General features: G+C 67.0%; 16 protein-coding genes. 9 read left to right on the top strand and 7 right to left on the bottom strand.

The window, feature by feature from the left end:
* Nucleotides 1–26 precede the first annotated feature (26 nt).
* The 5 genes from K2L43_RS03650 to K2L43_RS03630 form a co-directional block, all read right to left on the bottom strand.
* On the bottom strand, nucleotides 27–1,253 hold the full coding sequence (locus K2L43_RS03650; protein WP_088887584.1) for a M20 aminoacylase family protein: 1,227 nt from the start codon (nucleotides 1,251–1,253) through the stop codon (nucleotides 27–29).
* Between the two features lies 1 nt (nucleotide 1,254).
* Nucleotides 1,255–2,238 (bottom strand): ABC transporter permease, encoded by a 984-nt coding sequence (locus tag K2L43_RS03645; RefSeq protein WP_011804137.1) that lies wholly within the window; start codon nucleotides 2,236–2,238, stop codon nucleotides 1,255–1,257.
* A 149-nt stretch (nucleotides 2,239–2,387) separates the two neighbouring features.
* Nucleotides 2,388–3,968, bottom strand: a complete 1,581-nt coding sequence (locus K2L43_RS03640) for an ABC transporter substrate-binding protein (RefSeq protein ID WP_123675000.1) — start codon at nucleotides 3,966–3,968, stop codon at nucleotides 2,388–2,390.
* 255 nt (nucleotides 3,969–4,223) lie between these two features.
* Complete coding sequence (locus K2L43_RS03635; RefSeq protein ID WP_220638530.1) at nucleotides 4,224–5,417, bottom strand: porin; 1,194 nt, start codon at nucleotides 5,415–5,417, stop codon at nucleotides 4,224–4,226.
* 332 nt (nucleotides 5,418–5,749) lie between these two features.
* The gene (locus tag K2L43_RS03630; RefSeq protein ID WP_220638529.1) at nucleotides 5,750–6,781 is read right to left on the bottom strand and encodes a porin; all 1,032 of its coding nucleotides are present in this window, start codon (nucleotides 6,779–6,781) and stop codon (nucleotides 5,750–5,752) included.
* 311 nt (nucleotides 6,782–7,092) lie between these two features.
* On the opposite strand from K2L43_RS03630, the gene coq7 reads away from it, so the two are divergent.
* Nucleotides 7,093–7,710: a 2-polyprenyl-3-methyl-6-methoxy-1,4-benzoquinone monooxygenase gene (gene coq7, locus K2L43_RS03625; RefSeq protein ID WP_011804133.1), complete on the top strand. Its 618-nt coding sequence runs from the start codon at nucleotides 7,093–7,095 to the stop codon at nucleotides 7,708–7,710.
* 16 nt (nucleotides 7,711–7,726) lie between these two features.
* Here coq7 and K2L43_RS03620 read toward each other — a convergent pair whose 3' ends face one another.
* A complete protein-coding gene (locus K2L43_RS03620; protein WP_220638528.1) occupies nucleotides 7,727–8,176 on the bottom strand; it encodes an OsmC family protein in 450 nt (149 codons plus the stop codon).
* Between the two features lie 322 nt (nucleotides 8,177–8,498).
* Between K2L43_RS03620 and ilvA the strand changes: the two genes are divergently transcribed.
* The 3 genes from ilvA to K2L43_RS03605 all read left to right on the top strand — a co-directional run bounded on the left by ilvA (nucleotide 8,499) and on the right by K2L43_RS03605 (nucleotide 11,548).
* On the top strand, nucleotides 8,499–10,061 hold the full coding sequence (ilvA, locus tag K2L43_RS03615) for a threonine ammonia-lyase, biosynthetic (protein WP_220638527.1): 1,563 nt from the start codon (nucleotides 8,499–8,501) through the stop codon (nucleotides 10,059–10,061).
* 66 nt (nucleotides 10,062–10,127) lie between these two features.
* A complete protein-coding gene (locus K2L43_RS03610) occupies nucleotides 10,128–10,940 on the top strand; it encodes an adenosylcobinamide-GDP ribazoletransferase (RefSeq protein ID WP_220638526.1) in 813 nt (270 codons plus the stop codon).
* Nucleotides 10,937–11,548 carry a histidine phosphatase family protein gene (locus K2L43_RS03605; RefSeq protein WP_220638525.1) on the top strand — a complete coding sequence of 204 codons (612 nt, stop codon included), beginning with the start codon at nucleotides 10,937–10,939 and terminating at the stop codon, nucleotides 11,546–11,548. The genes K2L43_RS03610 and K2L43_RS03605 overlap by 4 nt, the downstream gene beginning before the upstream one ends.
* Before the next feature lie 56 nt (nucleotides 11,549–11,604).
* On the opposite strand, the gene K2L43_RS03600 is transcribed toward K2L43_RS03605, so the two are convergent.
* Nucleotides 11,605–12,054 (bottom strand): type II secretion system protein N, encoded by a 450-nt coding sequence (locus K2L43_RS03600; RefSeq protein WP_103738126.1) that lies wholly within the window; start codon nucleotides 12,052–12,054, stop codon nucleotides 11,605–11,607.
* Between the two features lie 50 nt (nucleotides 12,055–12,104).
* Between K2L43_RS03600 and gspG the strand changes: the two genes are divergently transcribed.
* From gspG to gspK, 5 genes are all read left to right on the top strand, one after another.
* Nucleotides 12,105–12,557 (top strand): type II secretion system major pseudopilin GspG, encoded by a 453-nt coding sequence (gspG, locus tag K2L43_RS03595; RefSeq protein ID WP_220638965.1) that lies wholly within the window; start codon nucleotides 12,105–12,107, stop codon nucleotides 12,555–12,557.
* Between the two features lie 33 nt (nucleotides 12,558–12,590).
* Nucleotides 12,591–13,136, top strand: coding sequence for a prepilin-type N-terminal cleavage/methylation domain-containing protein (locus K2L43_RS03590; RefSeq protein WP_047349129.1), 546 nt, complete (start codon nucleotides 12,591–12,593; stop codon nucleotides 13,134–13,136).
* A complete protein-coding gene (gspI, locus tag K2L43_RS03585) occupies nucleotides 13,133–13,531 on the top strand; it encodes a type II secretion system minor pseudopilin GspI (RefSeq protein WP_220638524.1) in 399 nt (132 codons plus the stop codon). The genes K2L43_RS03590 and gspI overlap by 4 nt, the downstream gene beginning before the upstream one ends.
* Nucleotides 13,532–13,682: 151 nt before the next feature.
* Nucleotides 13,683–14,360 (top strand): type II secretion system protein J, encoded by a 678-nt coding sequence (locus K2L43_RS03580; protein WP_220638523.1) that lies wholly within the window; start codon nucleotides 13,683–13,685, stop codon nucleotides 14,358–14,360.
* Nucleotides 14,357–15,505 carry a type II secretion system minor pseudopilin GspK gene (gene gspK, locus K2L43_RS03575; protein ID WP_220638522.1) on the top strand — a complete coding sequence of 383 codons (1,149 nt, stop codon included), beginning with the start codon at nucleotides 14,357–14,359 and terminating at the stop codon, nucleotides 15,503–15,505. Before K2L43_RS03580 ends, gspK begins: the two co-directional genes overlap by 4 nt.
* The last annotated feature ends 57 nt before the right edge of the window (nucleotides 15,506–15,562 follow it).

Genomic DNA, 15,562 nt, shown 5'->3' with positions numbered 1-15,562 from the left:
GCATCATGCTGCTGTACCGTGCGGTCTCACTGCGCTTGCCCCAGGGGCATGGCCTGCTCGACCAGGCCGGCATGCAGGGCCGCGCCCAGGGGCAGCACGTCGTCATTGAAGTCGTAGCGGCTGTTGTGCAAGGTGCTGTTGCCAGCGCCCATGCCCTGCCCCAGGCGCAGGTAGGCGCCGGGCCGGGCCTGCAGCATGAAGGAAAAGTCCTCCGCGCCCATGCTCGGCTCCAGGTCGCGGTCCACGTTTTCTTCGCCCACCAGCGACGCAGCCACGTCGCCTGCGAAGCGCGCATCGCTCTCGGTGTTGATGGTGGCAGGGTAGATGCGCTCGTAGCGAACGGTGGCGGTAGCGCCAAAGCCCAGCGCGATGGCGTTGCACAGCTCCTTGATGCGGCGCTCCACCATCTCCTGCACGGCGGGGTCGAACGTGCGCACCGTACCCACCAGCGTGGCCGTGCCCGGCAGCACGCTGAACGCGCCCAGGTCGCCCGCCTGCACCGCGCACAGGCTGATGACTGCACTCTCCAGCGGCCGCACGTTGCGCGAGACGATCCCCTGCACGGCGGTGACGATGTGCGCGGCCACCAGCACCACGTCCACCGTCTGGTACGCATGCGCACCGTGGCCGCCGCGCCCAGTCACTTCGATCGTGACGCGGTCGGCCGCAGCCATCATGGCGCCGCTGTTGATACCCACGGTGCCGGGCCGCATGGCCGGCCAGTTGTGCATGGCGTACACCGACTGCACGGGAAAGCGCTCGAAGAGCCCGTCCTCGATCATCACGCGCGCACCGCCCAGGCCTTCCTCGCCGGGCTGGAAGATCAGCACCGCCGTGCCGTCGAAATGGCGCGTGGCCGCCAGGTAGCGCGCTGCACCCACGAGCATGGCCGTGTGCCCATCATGGCCGCAGCCATGCATCAGGCCGCTCTTGCAGGACTTCCAGGCGAAATCGTTGTGCTCGGCCATGGGCAGCGCGTCCATGTCGGCCCGCAGACCGATCATGCTGCCGCTGCTGCGGCCCTGGCCGTGGATGATGCCCACCACGCCGGTACGGCCGATGCCTTCGTGCACCTCGTCCACGCCAGCGTGCCGCAGCGCCTCGCGCACACGGGCGCTGGTGTAGACCTCTTCAAAGCCCAGCTCGGGGTGGGCATGCAGGTCGCGGCGGAATGCGGTGAGCTCCGGGTGGTACTGCGCGATGTGCGCGAAAGCGCGTCCGCCTGCCTTCAAGCGCTGCTGCACGGCCTGCATGTCAGTGCCCTCCCGCCTTGCCGCCCACGCGCAGGCGCGGGTCCACGGCGAAGTACAGCAGGTCCACCACCAGGTTGATGACCACGAAGATCAGCGCGATCAGGCAGAGGTAAGCGGCCATCACGGGAATGTCGGCAAAGGTCACGGCCTGGATGAACAGCAGGCCCATGCCGGGCCACTGGAACACCGTCTCGGTGATGATGGCAAACGCAATCAGGCCGCCCAGTTGCAGGCCGGTGATGGTCATCACCGGCACCAGCGTGTTCTTGAGCGCATGGCCAAAGTGGATGGCGCGGTCGGTCAGGCCACGCGCACGGGCGAACTTGATGTAGTCGGTGCGCAGCACTTCCAGCATCTCGGCGCGCACCAGGCGCATGATCAGCGTGAGCTGGAAGATGGCGAGCGTGATGGCCGGCAGCGTGATGTGGTGCCAACCCTTGGCCGTGAGCAAACCCGTGCTCCACCAGCCCAGTTGCGTGACATCACCGCGCCCAAAGCTCGGGAACCACCCGAGCGTGACCGAGAACACCAGGATCAGCAGGATGCCGATCAGGAATGTGGGCAGCGACACGCCCAGCAACGACAGCGTCATGAACACCTGGCTGGTGACGGTGCCGCGCTTGAGCGCCGCATACACCCCCATGGGCATGCCCACCGCGAGGGCGATGAAGGCGGCCACCAGCGCCAGCTCCAGCGTGGCCGGGAAGCGCTCGGCGATCAGCCGCGAGACCTTGGCCCCCTGGCGCAGGGAGAGCCCGAATTCGCCCTGCGCCGCATTCACCAGGAAGTGCCAGAACTGCACGATGAATGGCTGGTCCAACCCCAGGGCAGCACGCATCTCGGTGATCTGCTCGGGCGTGGCGTCCTGCCCCAGTAGGAAAACCACGGGGTCGCCCACGAACTGGAACAGCATGAACGAGATGAAGGCCACGGCGACCATGACGATCACGGCCTGGATAAGTCGGCGCAGTATGAAGGCAAGCATTCTCGGGCTATTGCAAGATGTCGGGCCATGCTAGCAGGCATCGGGGCGCAGCCAAGGCTCGTCCCCGCAGCGGCCGGGTGCTTAGCCTGGCCGTGGTTCGCCTGCGCGGGGGCTTTCCGCACGCAGGCGATACTTTATGGCACGGCCGCTCACTGGACCTTGACGGTGCGCATGTCGATGCGGTTGTCGGCGCGATGCACCAGCTCCACATTCTTCTTCATGGCCCAGGGGATGACCTGGTCGTACAGCGGCAGATGCGAGACCGTGTCGTTGGAGAGCTGCAGCGCCTCGGTCAGCATGCGCGCGCGCACCGGAGCGTCCGTCTCGGCCTTAATGCGGTCCACCAGGTAGTCCATGCGCTCATTGCGGTAGCGGCCCACGTTGTAGTTGCCATCGCCACCAGTGCCCACGCTGCGCACCAGCGATTGCAGGCTGTACAGCGCGTCAAAAGTCGGCACGCCCCAACCCAGCATGTAGATGCTGGCTTCGCTGCGCTGGATCATGGGGAAGTAGGTCACCAGCGGCAGCGTACGCAGCTTGGCTTTCACACCGATGCGCGCCCACATGGCGGTGACCGCCTGGCAGATGGCCTCGTCGTTGATGTAGCGGTTGTTGGGGCAGGCGAAGTCCACCTCGAAGCCGTCGGCATAGCCGGCCTCGGCCAGCAGCTTCTTCGCGGCCTCGACGTCGTAGGGCATGCGCTTGCCCACGGCCTCCGACCAGCCTGCGACCTGCGGCGCCACCAGGGTACCGGTCGGCTTGCCCAGGCCGCGCAGGATGTTGCGCGTGAGGGCATTGGCGTCGATGGACTGGTACAGCGCCTTGCGCACGCGCAGGTCCTTCAAGGGGTTCTTGCCTTTGATGTTGGAGCCCACGAGTTCATCCCGGAACTGGTCCATGCCCAGGAAGATGGTACGGTTCTCCAGCCCGTCCACCACCTTGATGGTGCCCGACGAGCGCAGGCGGGGCAGATCCTGCGGCGAGGGGTCCAGCACCAGGTCCACCTCACCCGACAGAAGGGCGGCAATGCGCGTGGCGGCCGACTTGATGGGGGTGTAGACGATCTCGGTCACATTGCCTTCCATCTGGCCCCACCAGTTCGGATTGCGCTTGAAGACCATCTTCACGTCGGGCTGCCATGTCTCCAGCGTGTAGGGGCCCGTGCCCATGGCGTTGCGATGGGCGAAGTTCTCATCGGTGCCCTTGATGTCCTTCGGCTCCACCGATCGGTTCTTCTCGGCCCAGGCCTTGCTCATCATGCGCAACTCGGTCATCTGCCGCAGCAGCACGGGGTTGGGCGACTTGAGGAAGATGTCGATGGTCTGCGCATCCACCTTCACCACCTTGTCGATGCCTTGCACATACGGCGTGTAGTTCGATGTCTTGGACATGGCGCGCTGCAGCGAGTACACGGCGTCATCGGCGGTGAAGGCGGAACCATCGTGGAACTTCACGCCCTGGCGCAGCGTGAAACGCACTTGTGTGGGGCTGACCTCGCGCCACGCCGTCGCCAGCATGGGCTCGACCTCGAAGGTACGGCTGTTGTAGTACACCAGGCTCTCGTACACATACGAATGGATGGCGTTTTGCAGCGCATTGTTTTGGGAGTGGATATCCCAGGTGGCGATTTCGCCCTGGCTGGCCCACTTGAAGGTCTTGGCATGCGCCGCTGGAGCCACGGCTGCCACGCAGGCCGCCGCAAGAGAAAGGATCAAGGCATTGATTCGCATGGGAATCCTCTTTTATAGAAAGGAGCGACTATGGCAGCGTGGCCGTGGCCACTGGCAAAGGGAAATCCCTGAAATGGTGCATCGCAGATGCGCCGCCATTCATCCGCAGTGCTGATGCAAAACCAATGCCCGGACTGCGTATCTACGCTCGGCGGGGCAAGAACCGTACTTCGGGAAAAAAACAACCTCCCGAAGGAGGTTGTTTGAAATCGGGGCGGGCCCACAAGGACCCTTCCCCTCCCCACTCAATGTGCCTTAGAAGCGATGGCGGACACCCACGGTGATGCCGGTACGGCTGCGTGCGCCGCTCGCCGCATCCAGCGCGAGCGCGCTGCCGCCGCTGATGCTGGTGTGGTCCACGCCGAAGTAGGCATCGGTGCGCTTGCTGAAGGCATAGTCCGCCACGGCCACGTAGAAGTTGGCGTTGCCGTTGGAAGCACCCGTGGCCGAGCCCGACTGCTTACCGCGGAAGTAGTGCGCGCCCAGGTTGAGCTGAGGCGTCAACTGATAGCCCACGCCCACCTTGAACAGCTGGCGCTTGTTGGCGTCGCCCGGCAGGAAGCCGCCATTGGTCTGGCCGGCCCAGAATTGCCCCAGGATCGCTCCGTCTACGAGGTTACGGAAACCCTGGATCGGGTTGGTCACCGTAGCGTATTTCGCCTTGTTCAGGCCATAGCCCGTGTTGAAGTACCACGGACCCGTGCGGTACGAACCGCCCAGAGTCCAGGCGTCTACGTCGGTGCCGCCTGGCAGCGTCGTGCGCATGTAGCCGCCGCCGACGGCAAACCCGCTCGCGGAGTAGCGCAGGTAGCCGCCAGCCGTCTTCCAGGCGCCACCACCCAGGGTGCCTGCAACGTAGGCAGGCACTTGCGCCGCCGAGGCAGGCAGGCCAGCTTCCAATGCCTTGGTGTCGTTGTTCTCGTCAAACGAATATTGCAGCGAGCCTACGAAGCTGCGGTCCGGCGTTGCGAAGGTGTACTTCAGCATGTTGCTGGTACGCGCGCCCATGGCCATTCCCAACTCAGGCTTGTAGGCTTCCATGTAGGGGGAGTACGGGAACGAAGCGTAGGTGCTGGTCACCACGTCGAACAGGACGTTCCACTGACGTCCGGCAGTCAGGCGGCCATAAGGGCCTTGCAGACCCAGATAGGACAGTTGGAAGAAGGGGGTGGAAACACTGCCGTCATCGGCATTGAGACGGTTTTCCAGCACCACCAGGGCCTTGGACCCGCCACCCAGGTCCTCCTCCACATTGATACCCCAGCGGCTTTGCGACATGCCGCCACCGATCATCTTCGTCAGGCCATCCTTGCCGGCACCTTCGTTGTTGGTGTGGCGCACGGCGGCATCCACGATACCCCACAGCTCCACCTTGCTGGTACCGGCGGACTGGGCCATTGCCACGCCCGCGCCGCACAGCGCCAGGGCAGCCACAATTTTCTTTTGCATACGACAGACTCCTCTTGGATTGATAACCGGCTCACGATTCGCAGCCACGCCTTGATGAACTCGCTCACTGGACGTGCGCCACTCGCTTCACAACACTCGACTTCTCCTCCACCAGGGGCCCTGCGGCCAAATCGTGTTCTTGGCAGGAAGCGAGGAGGCTTCATTGTTGAAAACCCGCCGGGCAGGGGCAAGAGTCCATCGCTTTACAGCCACAGGGGTTAACCCGAAAAATCGTCGCACAAGAGACACCAAACCGCAGACGAAAAAAAACCGCTGCCCGAAGGCAGCGGTTTTGTCTTCTTTATCCAAGCTGGCCTCACGCCAGCCCGAGATTAGAAGGAGTGGCGAATACCCAGTTGCACGCCAGTCTGGTTCTCGCCAGCGCCGGGGCCGTCAACTGTCAGACCCTTGGTGGGCAGAGCCAGGTTGGAAGCGTCCTTGTTCTTCAGGTAAGCCACGGTGCCGTACAGAGCCGTACGCTTGGACAGGTTGTGGACATAACCCAGGCTGATCTGGTGAGCCTTGGAGTCGATGGCCTTCTGGTCGTACAGAGCGTACTGCAGCTTGACTTCGCCAGCGCCCACGGGAGCGGAAGCACCCAGAGCGTAGGCGTTGACCTTGCGGTCGGAAGCGCCGGGCACGTCATCCTTGGTCTGCTGGATGATGGCGTTCAGCTTCACAACGTTCAGGTTGTAAGAACCAGCCACAGTCAGAGCGTTGCGGTCCACGCCGGCAGCCAGGTTGCGCTGGTCGTACGACACAGCCACGCCCAGGGGGCCGTTTTCGTAGGCAACGTAGCCACCGACGTAGCGGCCGGCCTTGCCAGAGGTTTGCTCGTCAAAGCCATAGCCCAGGCCAGCGGTGAAGCCGCTGAAGTTGGGGGTGTAGTAGCTGATCATGTTGCTCGAACGGATGCCGTTGGCATCGCCGCTCGTGCCGTACCAGTTGCTCCAGCCCATGAATTGGCCGATACCGGCCTGGCCGAACAGGTCGTAGGAGATGAACTTGGAGTAGCCAGGGGTCAGGTCACGGCCCAGGCGCACTTCACCGAAACCACCAGCCAGGCTGACCGTGGAACGGCGCTTGAAGTCGAAACCTTTGCTATTGCCGTCGTCGCCGAAGATTTCGCCTTCCAGCCAGAAGCCAGCCTTCAGACCGCCACCCAGGTCTTCCACGCCGCGGAAGCCCAGACGGCTCGTTGCGTTGCCGCTGGTGCTCAGACCATACACGCTGTCGCCAGCGGCGTTAGCGTTGTCCACGTAGCCGAAAGCGGTGTCAACGATACCGAACAGCGTCACGGAGGATTGGGCCATTGCGGCGCCGGAAGCAGCCAGCACTGCCAGTGCAATCAGGGATTTTTTCATTGCGAGTTACTCCAAGGTTAAACAGAGGGCCCCGGATCGTAGAGGACTTGGATGTGCGGCTCACGCACAGCCCCGCCGGTTCCCCGGGCCAACCTCCTGGTGGGGAAGTTGGCCCTATTGCAACAGAGCCCGCCAGGTTTCGCAAAGGAAATCCCTCAGAATCGGGCCAAAAGCGGGTTTTCGTTGCTGTACCGCAACATGGCCAAAACGGCAGCAAAACCGTCTTATTGTTGCTCCGAGTAAGCACTTACCGTACGGTTTTTTGCGTTACCTGCGCCATTACGTGCGCGTAAACAACGTTTTTGTTACCCATGGACACACTCCTCGTTGCCGCAGATAGTGCCCTGCGAACCTTGTTCGCTCGTCCGAGAGCGGGAGAACCCTCACCGGCACGCTCCCTGCCTGCGGTGGACCTCTCCGTCGAGCAAAGGCGTCTCTCCAGCGCGTTGATGCGCGTCAACCATGTCGGGGAGGTGTGTGCCCAGGGCTTATACATGGCGCAGTCGTGCGTAACCCGCGACCCCCAGCTGCGCAGCGATCTCCTGGCCGCGGCGCGCGAGGAGACCGACCACCTGGCCTGGACCCGCGAGCGGCTCGACGCCCTGGGGAGCCGGCCCAGTCTCCTCAACCCCTTGTGGTTCGCTGGCGCCTTCGCCATCGGCCTGGTGGCGGCCCGGGTCAGCGACCAGGCCAGTCTGGGTTTCGTGGTGGAGACGGAGCGGCAGGTATCCGCCCATCTGCAAGGGCACCTGCGCCGCCTGCCGGAGGCGGACCTGCCCTCGCGCGCCATCGTCGACCGCATGCAGCGGGATGAGGAACGCCACGCGGCCCAGGCGCAGGCGGCGGGCGCACTTCCTCTACCGCCCCCGGCGCGTTGGCTGATGAAAGCCGCCGCCAAGGTCATGACGACGACTGCACATCACATCTAGTACGTCCCGCCGCGCCTCAGGCCTCGACGATCTCAAAGCCCGTCGTGATCAGCGCGGTCTTGCCCAGCATGATGCTGGCCGAGCAGTATTTCTCATGGCTCATGGCGATGGCACGCTCCACGGCCGCCGGCGGAATGCCGCGCCCGGTCACCGTGAACTGCATGTGAATCTTGGTGAACACCTTGGGATCGACCTGCGCCCGCTCGGAGGTGAGCTTCACGCTACAGCCGCGCACATCGTGCCGGCCGCGCTTGAGGATCAGCACCACGTCGTAGGCCGTGCAGCCGCCCGTGCCGGCCAGCACGGTCTCCATGGGACGCGGGGCCAGGTTCTGGCCGCCGTTCTCGGGACGGTCGGCGTCGGGCGCCCCGTCCATGGCCAGCACATGGCCGCTGCCGGTCTCCGCAACAAAGCCCATGCCGGAGCGCGTGCCGGCGTTGCCGGTCCAGCTGACGGTGCATTCCATGTTGTTTTTCTCCAAAAAATCAGGGTGAATCTGTAGCAAATGATGAACGCAGGTGCGATTTTGCTGCAACGCAACAACCGCAGCGCTACAATGCGCCCATGCGTTACCCGCTTCGCACTGTTCGCACAGCGGGGTTCGCACCGATTGTCTCCTCCATCTCCTCAAAGGATGGATTCAGCCCCAGGCTTTACCGCTTGGGGCTTTTTTTTGCCCTGCGTGAGCCGTCCCTAACCCTGCGGGCGCGCCGTCCTATGATGTGCGCCCGGCTGAGCGCGCCCTGGACGCCCCGTCCACACCGCAGCGCCGCCCGCCGGTTTGCACCATGACCCAGCCTCTCACCCCGTTCGATTACCTGACAAAGATCCTCACCGCGCGTGTCTATGACGTGGCGGTGGAGTCCGACCTGCAGCCCGCCCGCGCCCTGTCGCGGCGGCTGCACAACAAGGTGCTGCTCAAGCGCGAGGACCAGCAGCCCGTCTTCAGCTTCAAGCTGCGCGGCGCCTACAACAAGATGGCGCAGCTCTCGCCCGAGCAGCTGGCGCGCGGCGTGATCTGCGCCTCGGCCGGCAACCACGCGCAGGGCGTGGCGATGAGCGCCAGCAAGCTGGGCACGCGCGCCGTGATCGTGATGCCCACCACCACGCCGCAGCTCAAGATCGACGCGGTGAAGACGCTGGGCGGCGAAGTGGTGCTGAGCGGCGAGAGCTATTCCGACGCCTACGAGCACGCCGCGCAGCTGCAAAAGGAAGAAGGCCTGACCTTCGTGCACCCCTTCGACGACCCGGACGTGATCGCCGGCCAGGGCACGATCGCCATGGAGATCCTGCGGCAGGTGCAGCAGCTGGGCGGCAAGCTGGATGCCGTGTTCGTCGCCATCGGCGGGGGGGGGCTGATCGCTGGCGTGTCCAACTACATCAAGGCCGTGTGCCCTGGCATCAAGGTCATCGGCGTGCAGATGAACGACTCGGACGCCATGGCGCAATCGGTCAAGGCGCATCAGCGCGTCACGCTGCCGGACGTGGGCCTGTTCTCCGACGGCACGGCCGTGAAACTGGTGGGCGAGGAAACCTTCCGCGTCGCGCAGAACCTGGTGGACGACTACGTGATCGTCGACACCGATGCCGTCTGCGCCGCGATCAAGGACATCTTCGTGGACACACGCAGCATCGTGGAGCCCGCGGGCGCCCTGGCCGTGGCCGCCATCAAGCAGTACGTGGCCAAGCACAAGACCAAGGGCGAAACCTACGCCGCCATCCTGTGCGGCGCCAACATGAACTTCGACCGGCTGCGCTTCGTGGCCGAGCGCGCCGAGGTGGGCGAGGAACGCGAAGCCCTGTTCGCCGTCACCATCCCCGAGGAGCGCGGCAGCTTCAAGCGCTTTTGCGAGGTGGTGGGGGCCCTGCCCGGCGGACCGCGCAACGTGACCGAGTTCAACTACCGCATCAGCCACGAGCGGCGCGCCCATGTGTTCGTGGGCCTGTCCACCACGGGCCACGGCGAGTCCGAGAAGATCGCGCGCAACTTCCACAAGCATGGATTCGAGGCGCTGGACCTCACGCACGACGAGCTGGCCAAGGAGCACCTGCGCCACCTCGTCGGCGGCCATTCGGCGCTGGCGCGCGACGAGCGGCTGATGCGCTTCACCTTCCCCGAGCGCCCCGGCGCGCTGTTCAAGTTCCTGAGCCTGATGCAGCCCACCTGGAACATCTCGCTGTTCCACTACCGCAACCAGGGCGCGGACTATGGGCGCATCCTCGTGGGCATGCAGGTGCCGGCCGACGACGCAGCGCAGTTCGATGCCTTCCTGCAGACGCTGGGCTACCCCTATGTCGAGGAAACGCAGAACCCGGCCTACCGCCTGTTCCTGCAGGCCAACGGTGCATGATGCAAGCCATTTTGGCCTCTAGCGCCCGCCCATCAAGCGCTAGCAGCTATTGATTTAATAGTGTTCATGCAGGCTCTGCGCCACTATCTGCTGGCCGTGCAGTTCTTCACGCGCATCCCCGTCACGGGCCGGCTGGCCACGTGGGTGGGCTACAGCCCTGCGATGCTGCGCGCCAGCAGCGCACATTTCCCCGGTGTGGGCTGGCTGGTGGCCGCCGTGGCGATGGGCAGCTATGCGGCACTGTGGCTGGGGCTGGGCGGCGCGGGCTTTGCACCGCTGGCGGCGGCGGTGGGCTGCACCATCGCCACGGTGCTGGTGACCGGGGGCTTCCACGAGGACGGCCTGGCCGACGTGGCCGACGGACTGGGCGGCGCCTACCAGCCCGAGCGCGCGCTGGAGATCATGAAGGATTCCCGCATCGGCGCCTTCGGGGCCATGGCGCTGGTGCTGGCGCTGCTGGCCAAGGTGGCCCTGCTGGCGCAGCTCGGCCACCTCGGCTTGTCCAGCGCGCTGGCGGCATTGGCCGGGGCGCATGTGCTGTCGCGCCTGTGGCCGCTCGTCATCGTGCGCGCGCTGCCGCATGTGGGCGACACGGCCACGTCCAAGAGCAAGCCGCTGGCGGACCAGATCTCCGTACGCGCGCTGGCGGCCGCGGCCTTGTGGTGTTTTCCGGCGCTAGCGCTTGTATATCAAGCGCTGGGCGCTTCGGTATTGATAGCAAGCCTGCTGGCCAGCGCCGCCGGTGCGGCCTGGATGCTGTGGCGCTTTGCGCGTCGACTGCAGGGCTTTACCGGCGACTGCCTAGGCGCCACGCAGCAGGTGGGCGAGATCGGCTTCTATCTGGGCGCGGCCATCGCGCTGGCGCAACGGGCGGCATGAGCGCGCCGCGCCTGTGGCTGGTGCGCCATGCGCGCCCCGAGGTGGCGCCCGGCTTGTGCTACGGCCGCCTGGACGTTGCCGCCAACGTGCGCCATAGCCGCGAGAGCGCACGCCTGCTGGCGCAGGCGCTGCCACCCCGTCTGGCCGCCCTGCACCACTCTCCGCTACAAAGATGCGAGCTGCTTGCGCAGGACCTGCTTGCCCTGCGGGCCGATTTGGCTTCAAAGGCTGAGCCCCGCATCACCGAGATGGACTTCGGCCAGTGGGAGGGCCGCGCGTGGAACGACATCGCCCGTGCGGACATCGACGCCTGGACCACGCGCTTCGGCCACCATGCGCCCGGCGGCGGCGAGCCCCTGGCGGCCATGCTCACGCGCGTGTCCGCCGCGCTGGACGAGGCCACGGCCCAGGCGCACGCCGGCGGTGGCGATGTGGTCTGGATCACGCATGCCGGGGTGGCCCGCTGCGTGCACTGGCTGCTGACGCACGGCGCCGCACGCATGCCGCTGTCCCATGAATGGCCGCAATCGGCTCCGGGCTACGGCGCCTGGACCACGGTACTTCTGCCACTGAAGGGCCGACCGCAGGCAGCACCGGCGCGCGGTTAGGTTATGGGCGCTCCCGTCGGATATGCAGGCCCCGCCGGCGCGGGATCCCCGCCGGGTCAGGGCCGCTTGCGCGGCATCTCCAGCGCCAGCGTCGTGGCGCCGTCCATCGACGCCCCCAGCCGCGCGGCGCCCTTGCCCAGGGACTGCAGCACCAGCCCCGGCTCCACATTCGCGCCCACGCGGTAGGGCTTAGCCGGCTTGCCGTCCACCGCGATCAGCGCGGCGCCGCCGCCGCTGGCCGTGCCGGCCAGCACGCCCATGAGCACGAAGCGGCTGGCTGCAGAGGGTGCCGCCTCGTTGGCCGCCAGCACCGGGCTGGCCCCGAGCAGGCGCGCGAGCGCCTGCGTGTCGGTCACCACCGGCTCGGGCGCCGCGGCAGCCGGTGCCGTGCCGGCCGGGCTTGCGGACAGCTTCAACCCCCAATAGACAGCGGTCGCGCCCGCCAGCGCCCAGAGCAGCAGCGTGGCCAGGCGCGGGGCCCAGCGGCCGTATGTGTTTGTCACCATTGCACGATTATGATTGACCGGATATGTCCATTCCGAGTCGCCGCTTCGAGATGCAGCCCAGCCCCTCCTCCCTCGCGCACCGCGCCCGCCGTCGCCTGTCCGCGGGCTTCACCCTGATCGAGCTCATGGTGGTGCTGGTCATCATCGGCGTGCTGGCCGCGCTGATCGTGCCCAACGTGCTGGACCGCGCCGACGACGCCCGCAGCACGGCCGCGCGCACCGACGTCACCAACATCATGCAGGCGCTCAAGCTCTATCGCCTGGACAACCAGCGCTATCCCACAGCCGAACAGGGCCTGCAGGCGCTGATCGCCAAACCGGTCGCCGGCCCGGTGCCGAACAACTGGCGCCCCTACCTGGAGAAGCTGCCCAACGACCCCTGGGGCCGCCCTTACCAGTACCTGAGCCCGGGCATCAAGGGTGAGGTGGACGTGATGTCCTTCGGCGCCGATGGCCAGTCCGGCGGCGAGGGCAAGGATGCCGACATCGGCAGCTGGCAGTAAGCCGCAGGGCCCGGCGCCGGCGCCATCCCACGCATGACACGGGTACACGCCAGCCCAGCGGACGCCGCGCAGGGGCCTCGGCCTGCCGCGCCACTACGCCGCGCCGGCTTCTCCCCCCGTCCCTTGCGCAGCAGGCGAGACAGGCAAAGCTGCGCAGCCGTCGCCCAGCGGGGTTTTACGATCCTTGAATTGCTGGTGGTCATTTCCATCATCGCCCTGGCGACCGCCGGCGTGGGCCTGGCACTGCGCGACAGCGGCGCCACCCAACTGCAGCGCGAAGGCGAGCGGCTGGCAGCGCTGCTGGAGTCGGCGCGCGCGCAATCGCGCGCCTCCGGCGCGGCGGTGCGCTGGCGTGCCGATGCCCAGGGCTTTCGCTTCGAGGGCGTGCCGCCCGACACATTGCCCAACCGCTGGCTGGACAGCGCCACCGGCGTGCAGGGCCCTGCGGAACTGTGGCTGGGGCCGGAACCCCTCATCGGCCCGCAACAAGTGGTGATCGTGAGCGGCGCGCACCCCGACCGCGCGGTGCGCGTGGCCACCGACGGGCTGCGCCCGTTTGCCGTGCAGGCGCTGCCATGAGCCACCGCGCGCGAACGGGCACGGGGGCGCGGCGCCGGCGCGGCGCGGCGCGCGGCTTCACGCTGGTGGAGGTGCTGGTGGCACTGGGCATCGTCGCCATCGCCCTCATGGCAGGGCTGCAGGCCACCTCCGCCCTCACGCGCAACGCCACGCGCCAGACCGACGTGGTGCTGGCCCACCTGTGCGCCGAGAACGAACTGAGCCGGGTGCGCCTGTCGTCGCAGATGCCGTCCATCGGCGACACGCGCGTGGCCTGCGAACAGGCGGGTCGGCGCTACGACGTGGCGGTGACGGTTTCGCCCACGCCCAATCCACAGTTCCGCCGTGTGGACGCGCAGGTCTTCGAGGCCGCGCTGCCCGTGCTGCGGCTGTCCACCATCGTGGGGCGGTATTGAGATGCCCCCCCTGAGTCGCTTCGCGCCTACTCCCCCGGGGGGGACGACGCCCGTGGCCTGGCAAAGCCAGTTCCATGGCGTCCGCCCGCGCGGCCTGCGCCGCGGCCTTCCGGCAGATCAAGCGCGGCACCGGGTTCGCGCAGAGTCCCCCATGCAAGCAGCGCGCGGCTTCACGCTGGTGGAGCTGCTCGTGGCCATCGCGGTAATGGCGCTGCTCGCCATCGCCAGCTGGCGCGGGCTGGATGGCATGGCGCGCTCGCAGCAGCTCACGCGCGAGCGCACCGACGAGCTGCTGGTGCTGCAGACCGTGCTGGCCCAGTGGGCGGCCGACCTGGATGCCCTGCAGGCCATCGACCATACCGAACCCATCGCCTGGGACGGCCAGGTGCTGCGCCTCACGCGGCGCGGCACGCGCCAGCCCGACGAGGGGGCGCTGGTCGTCGCCTGGGCGCGGCGCAGCGTGGACGGCACCACCCGCTGGCTGCGCTGGCAATCTCCCCCGGTGCGCACCCGCGCGGAATGGAATGCCGCCTGGCAGCGCGCAGCCCAGTGGGCGCGCACACCCGGCGAGGCCGAGCGCCGGCAGGAAACCGTGCTGATGCCGCTGGCCAATTGGCAGCTGTACTACTACCGCAGCGGCGCCTGGGCCAATGCGCTGTCCACCGATACCAGCGCCAGCGCACCGCGCACGGTCGGCGGGCTGAGCAGCGCCGCCGCCAGCATCCCCGAGGGGGTGCGCCTGCAGCTCACGCTGCCGCCGGGTGGCGCACTCTCGGGCGTGGTCACGCGGGACTGGGCCAATCCGCTGCTGGGTGGAGGCAAGTCGTGACCGATTCCTGCCCGCTATCCGCCGCCCTGCCCGCCGCCTCCAACACACGCGACTGGCGCGCACCGGGCGAGGGCCGCCGTGTCAGGGTCGTCCCGACGCACTGGTGGCGCCGCCCCGCCCGCGTAACAGGAGCGGCGGGTGGACGCAAAGCCCCTCGGGGTGTTTCTCATCAAGCCGGCGCCGCGCTGCTGGCCGCCATGCTCACCGTGACGCTGGTCGCCACGTTCGCGGCCGCGGCCATGTGGCAGCAGTGGCGCGCCATCGAAGTCGAAACCGCCGAGCGCGCACGTATCCAGTCGGCGTGGATCCTGATCGGTGCGCTGGACTGGTCCCGCCTGATCCTGCGCGAAGACTCCATTGCCCGCAGCGGCGACGGCACCGACAACCTCTCCGAACCCTGGTCGGTGCCGCTGGAAGAAGCGCGCCTGTCCACGTTCCTCGCGGCCGACCGCAACGTGGCCCAGGTGGAAGACGCCAGCACCGACACCACTAACGCCTTCCTGTCGGGCCAGATCACCGACCTGCAGGCCCTGCTGAACCTGCGCAACCTGGCCAACGAGGGGCAGGTGGACGCCACGGCGCTGCGGCAATTCCAGCGGCTCTTCGAATACCTCGGACTGCCGCGCGCACAGCTGGACATGCTGGCGCGGCAGATGCTGCGCGCCGAGGCCAAGGACAGTGACACCGCGAGCGCCGCGCCGCTGCTGCCGCAAAGCGTGGCGCAACTGGGGTGGTGGGGCCTGCCGCAGCGCAGCGTGGATGCGCTCGCGCCCTACGTCACGCTGCTGCCCGTGCGCACCAAGGTCAACCTCAACACCGCCAGCGCCGTGGTACTGTGGGCCAGCGCCGACGGGCTGGACATGGCCGAGGCGCAGCGCCTGGTGCAGGCACGCAACTCCAGCCACTTCCGCAGCGAGGCCGACGCCGCCAAGCTGCTGGGCAACTCCAGCCGCATCTCGGCCACGGTGCATACGGTGTCGTCCAGCTACTTCGAAGTGCGCGGGCGACTGCGCCTGGACATGGCCGTGGTCGAAGAGCGCTCGCTGGTCTACAAACAGCGCGGGGACGTGCGCACGCTGTGGCGCGAACGTGGCGGCCTCGTGCGCACGACGGCTCCCGGCACTGCGGCCACTGGTGCGCGGTGACCGGCCGCCTTGGCACGAAGCGTCACATCACGCCCCTAAAATGGTCTGTTAACCCAT

This window comes from Diaphorobacter sp. MNS-0 (assembly GCF_019602835.1).
GTDB lineage: Bacteria > Pseudomonadota > Gammaproteobacteria > Burkholderiales > Burkholderiaceae_C > Diaphorobacter > Diaphorobacter nitroreducens.
Note: the sequence above shows the minus strand (reverse complement) of the source record. Positions and strands in the feature narration are given on the sequence as shown.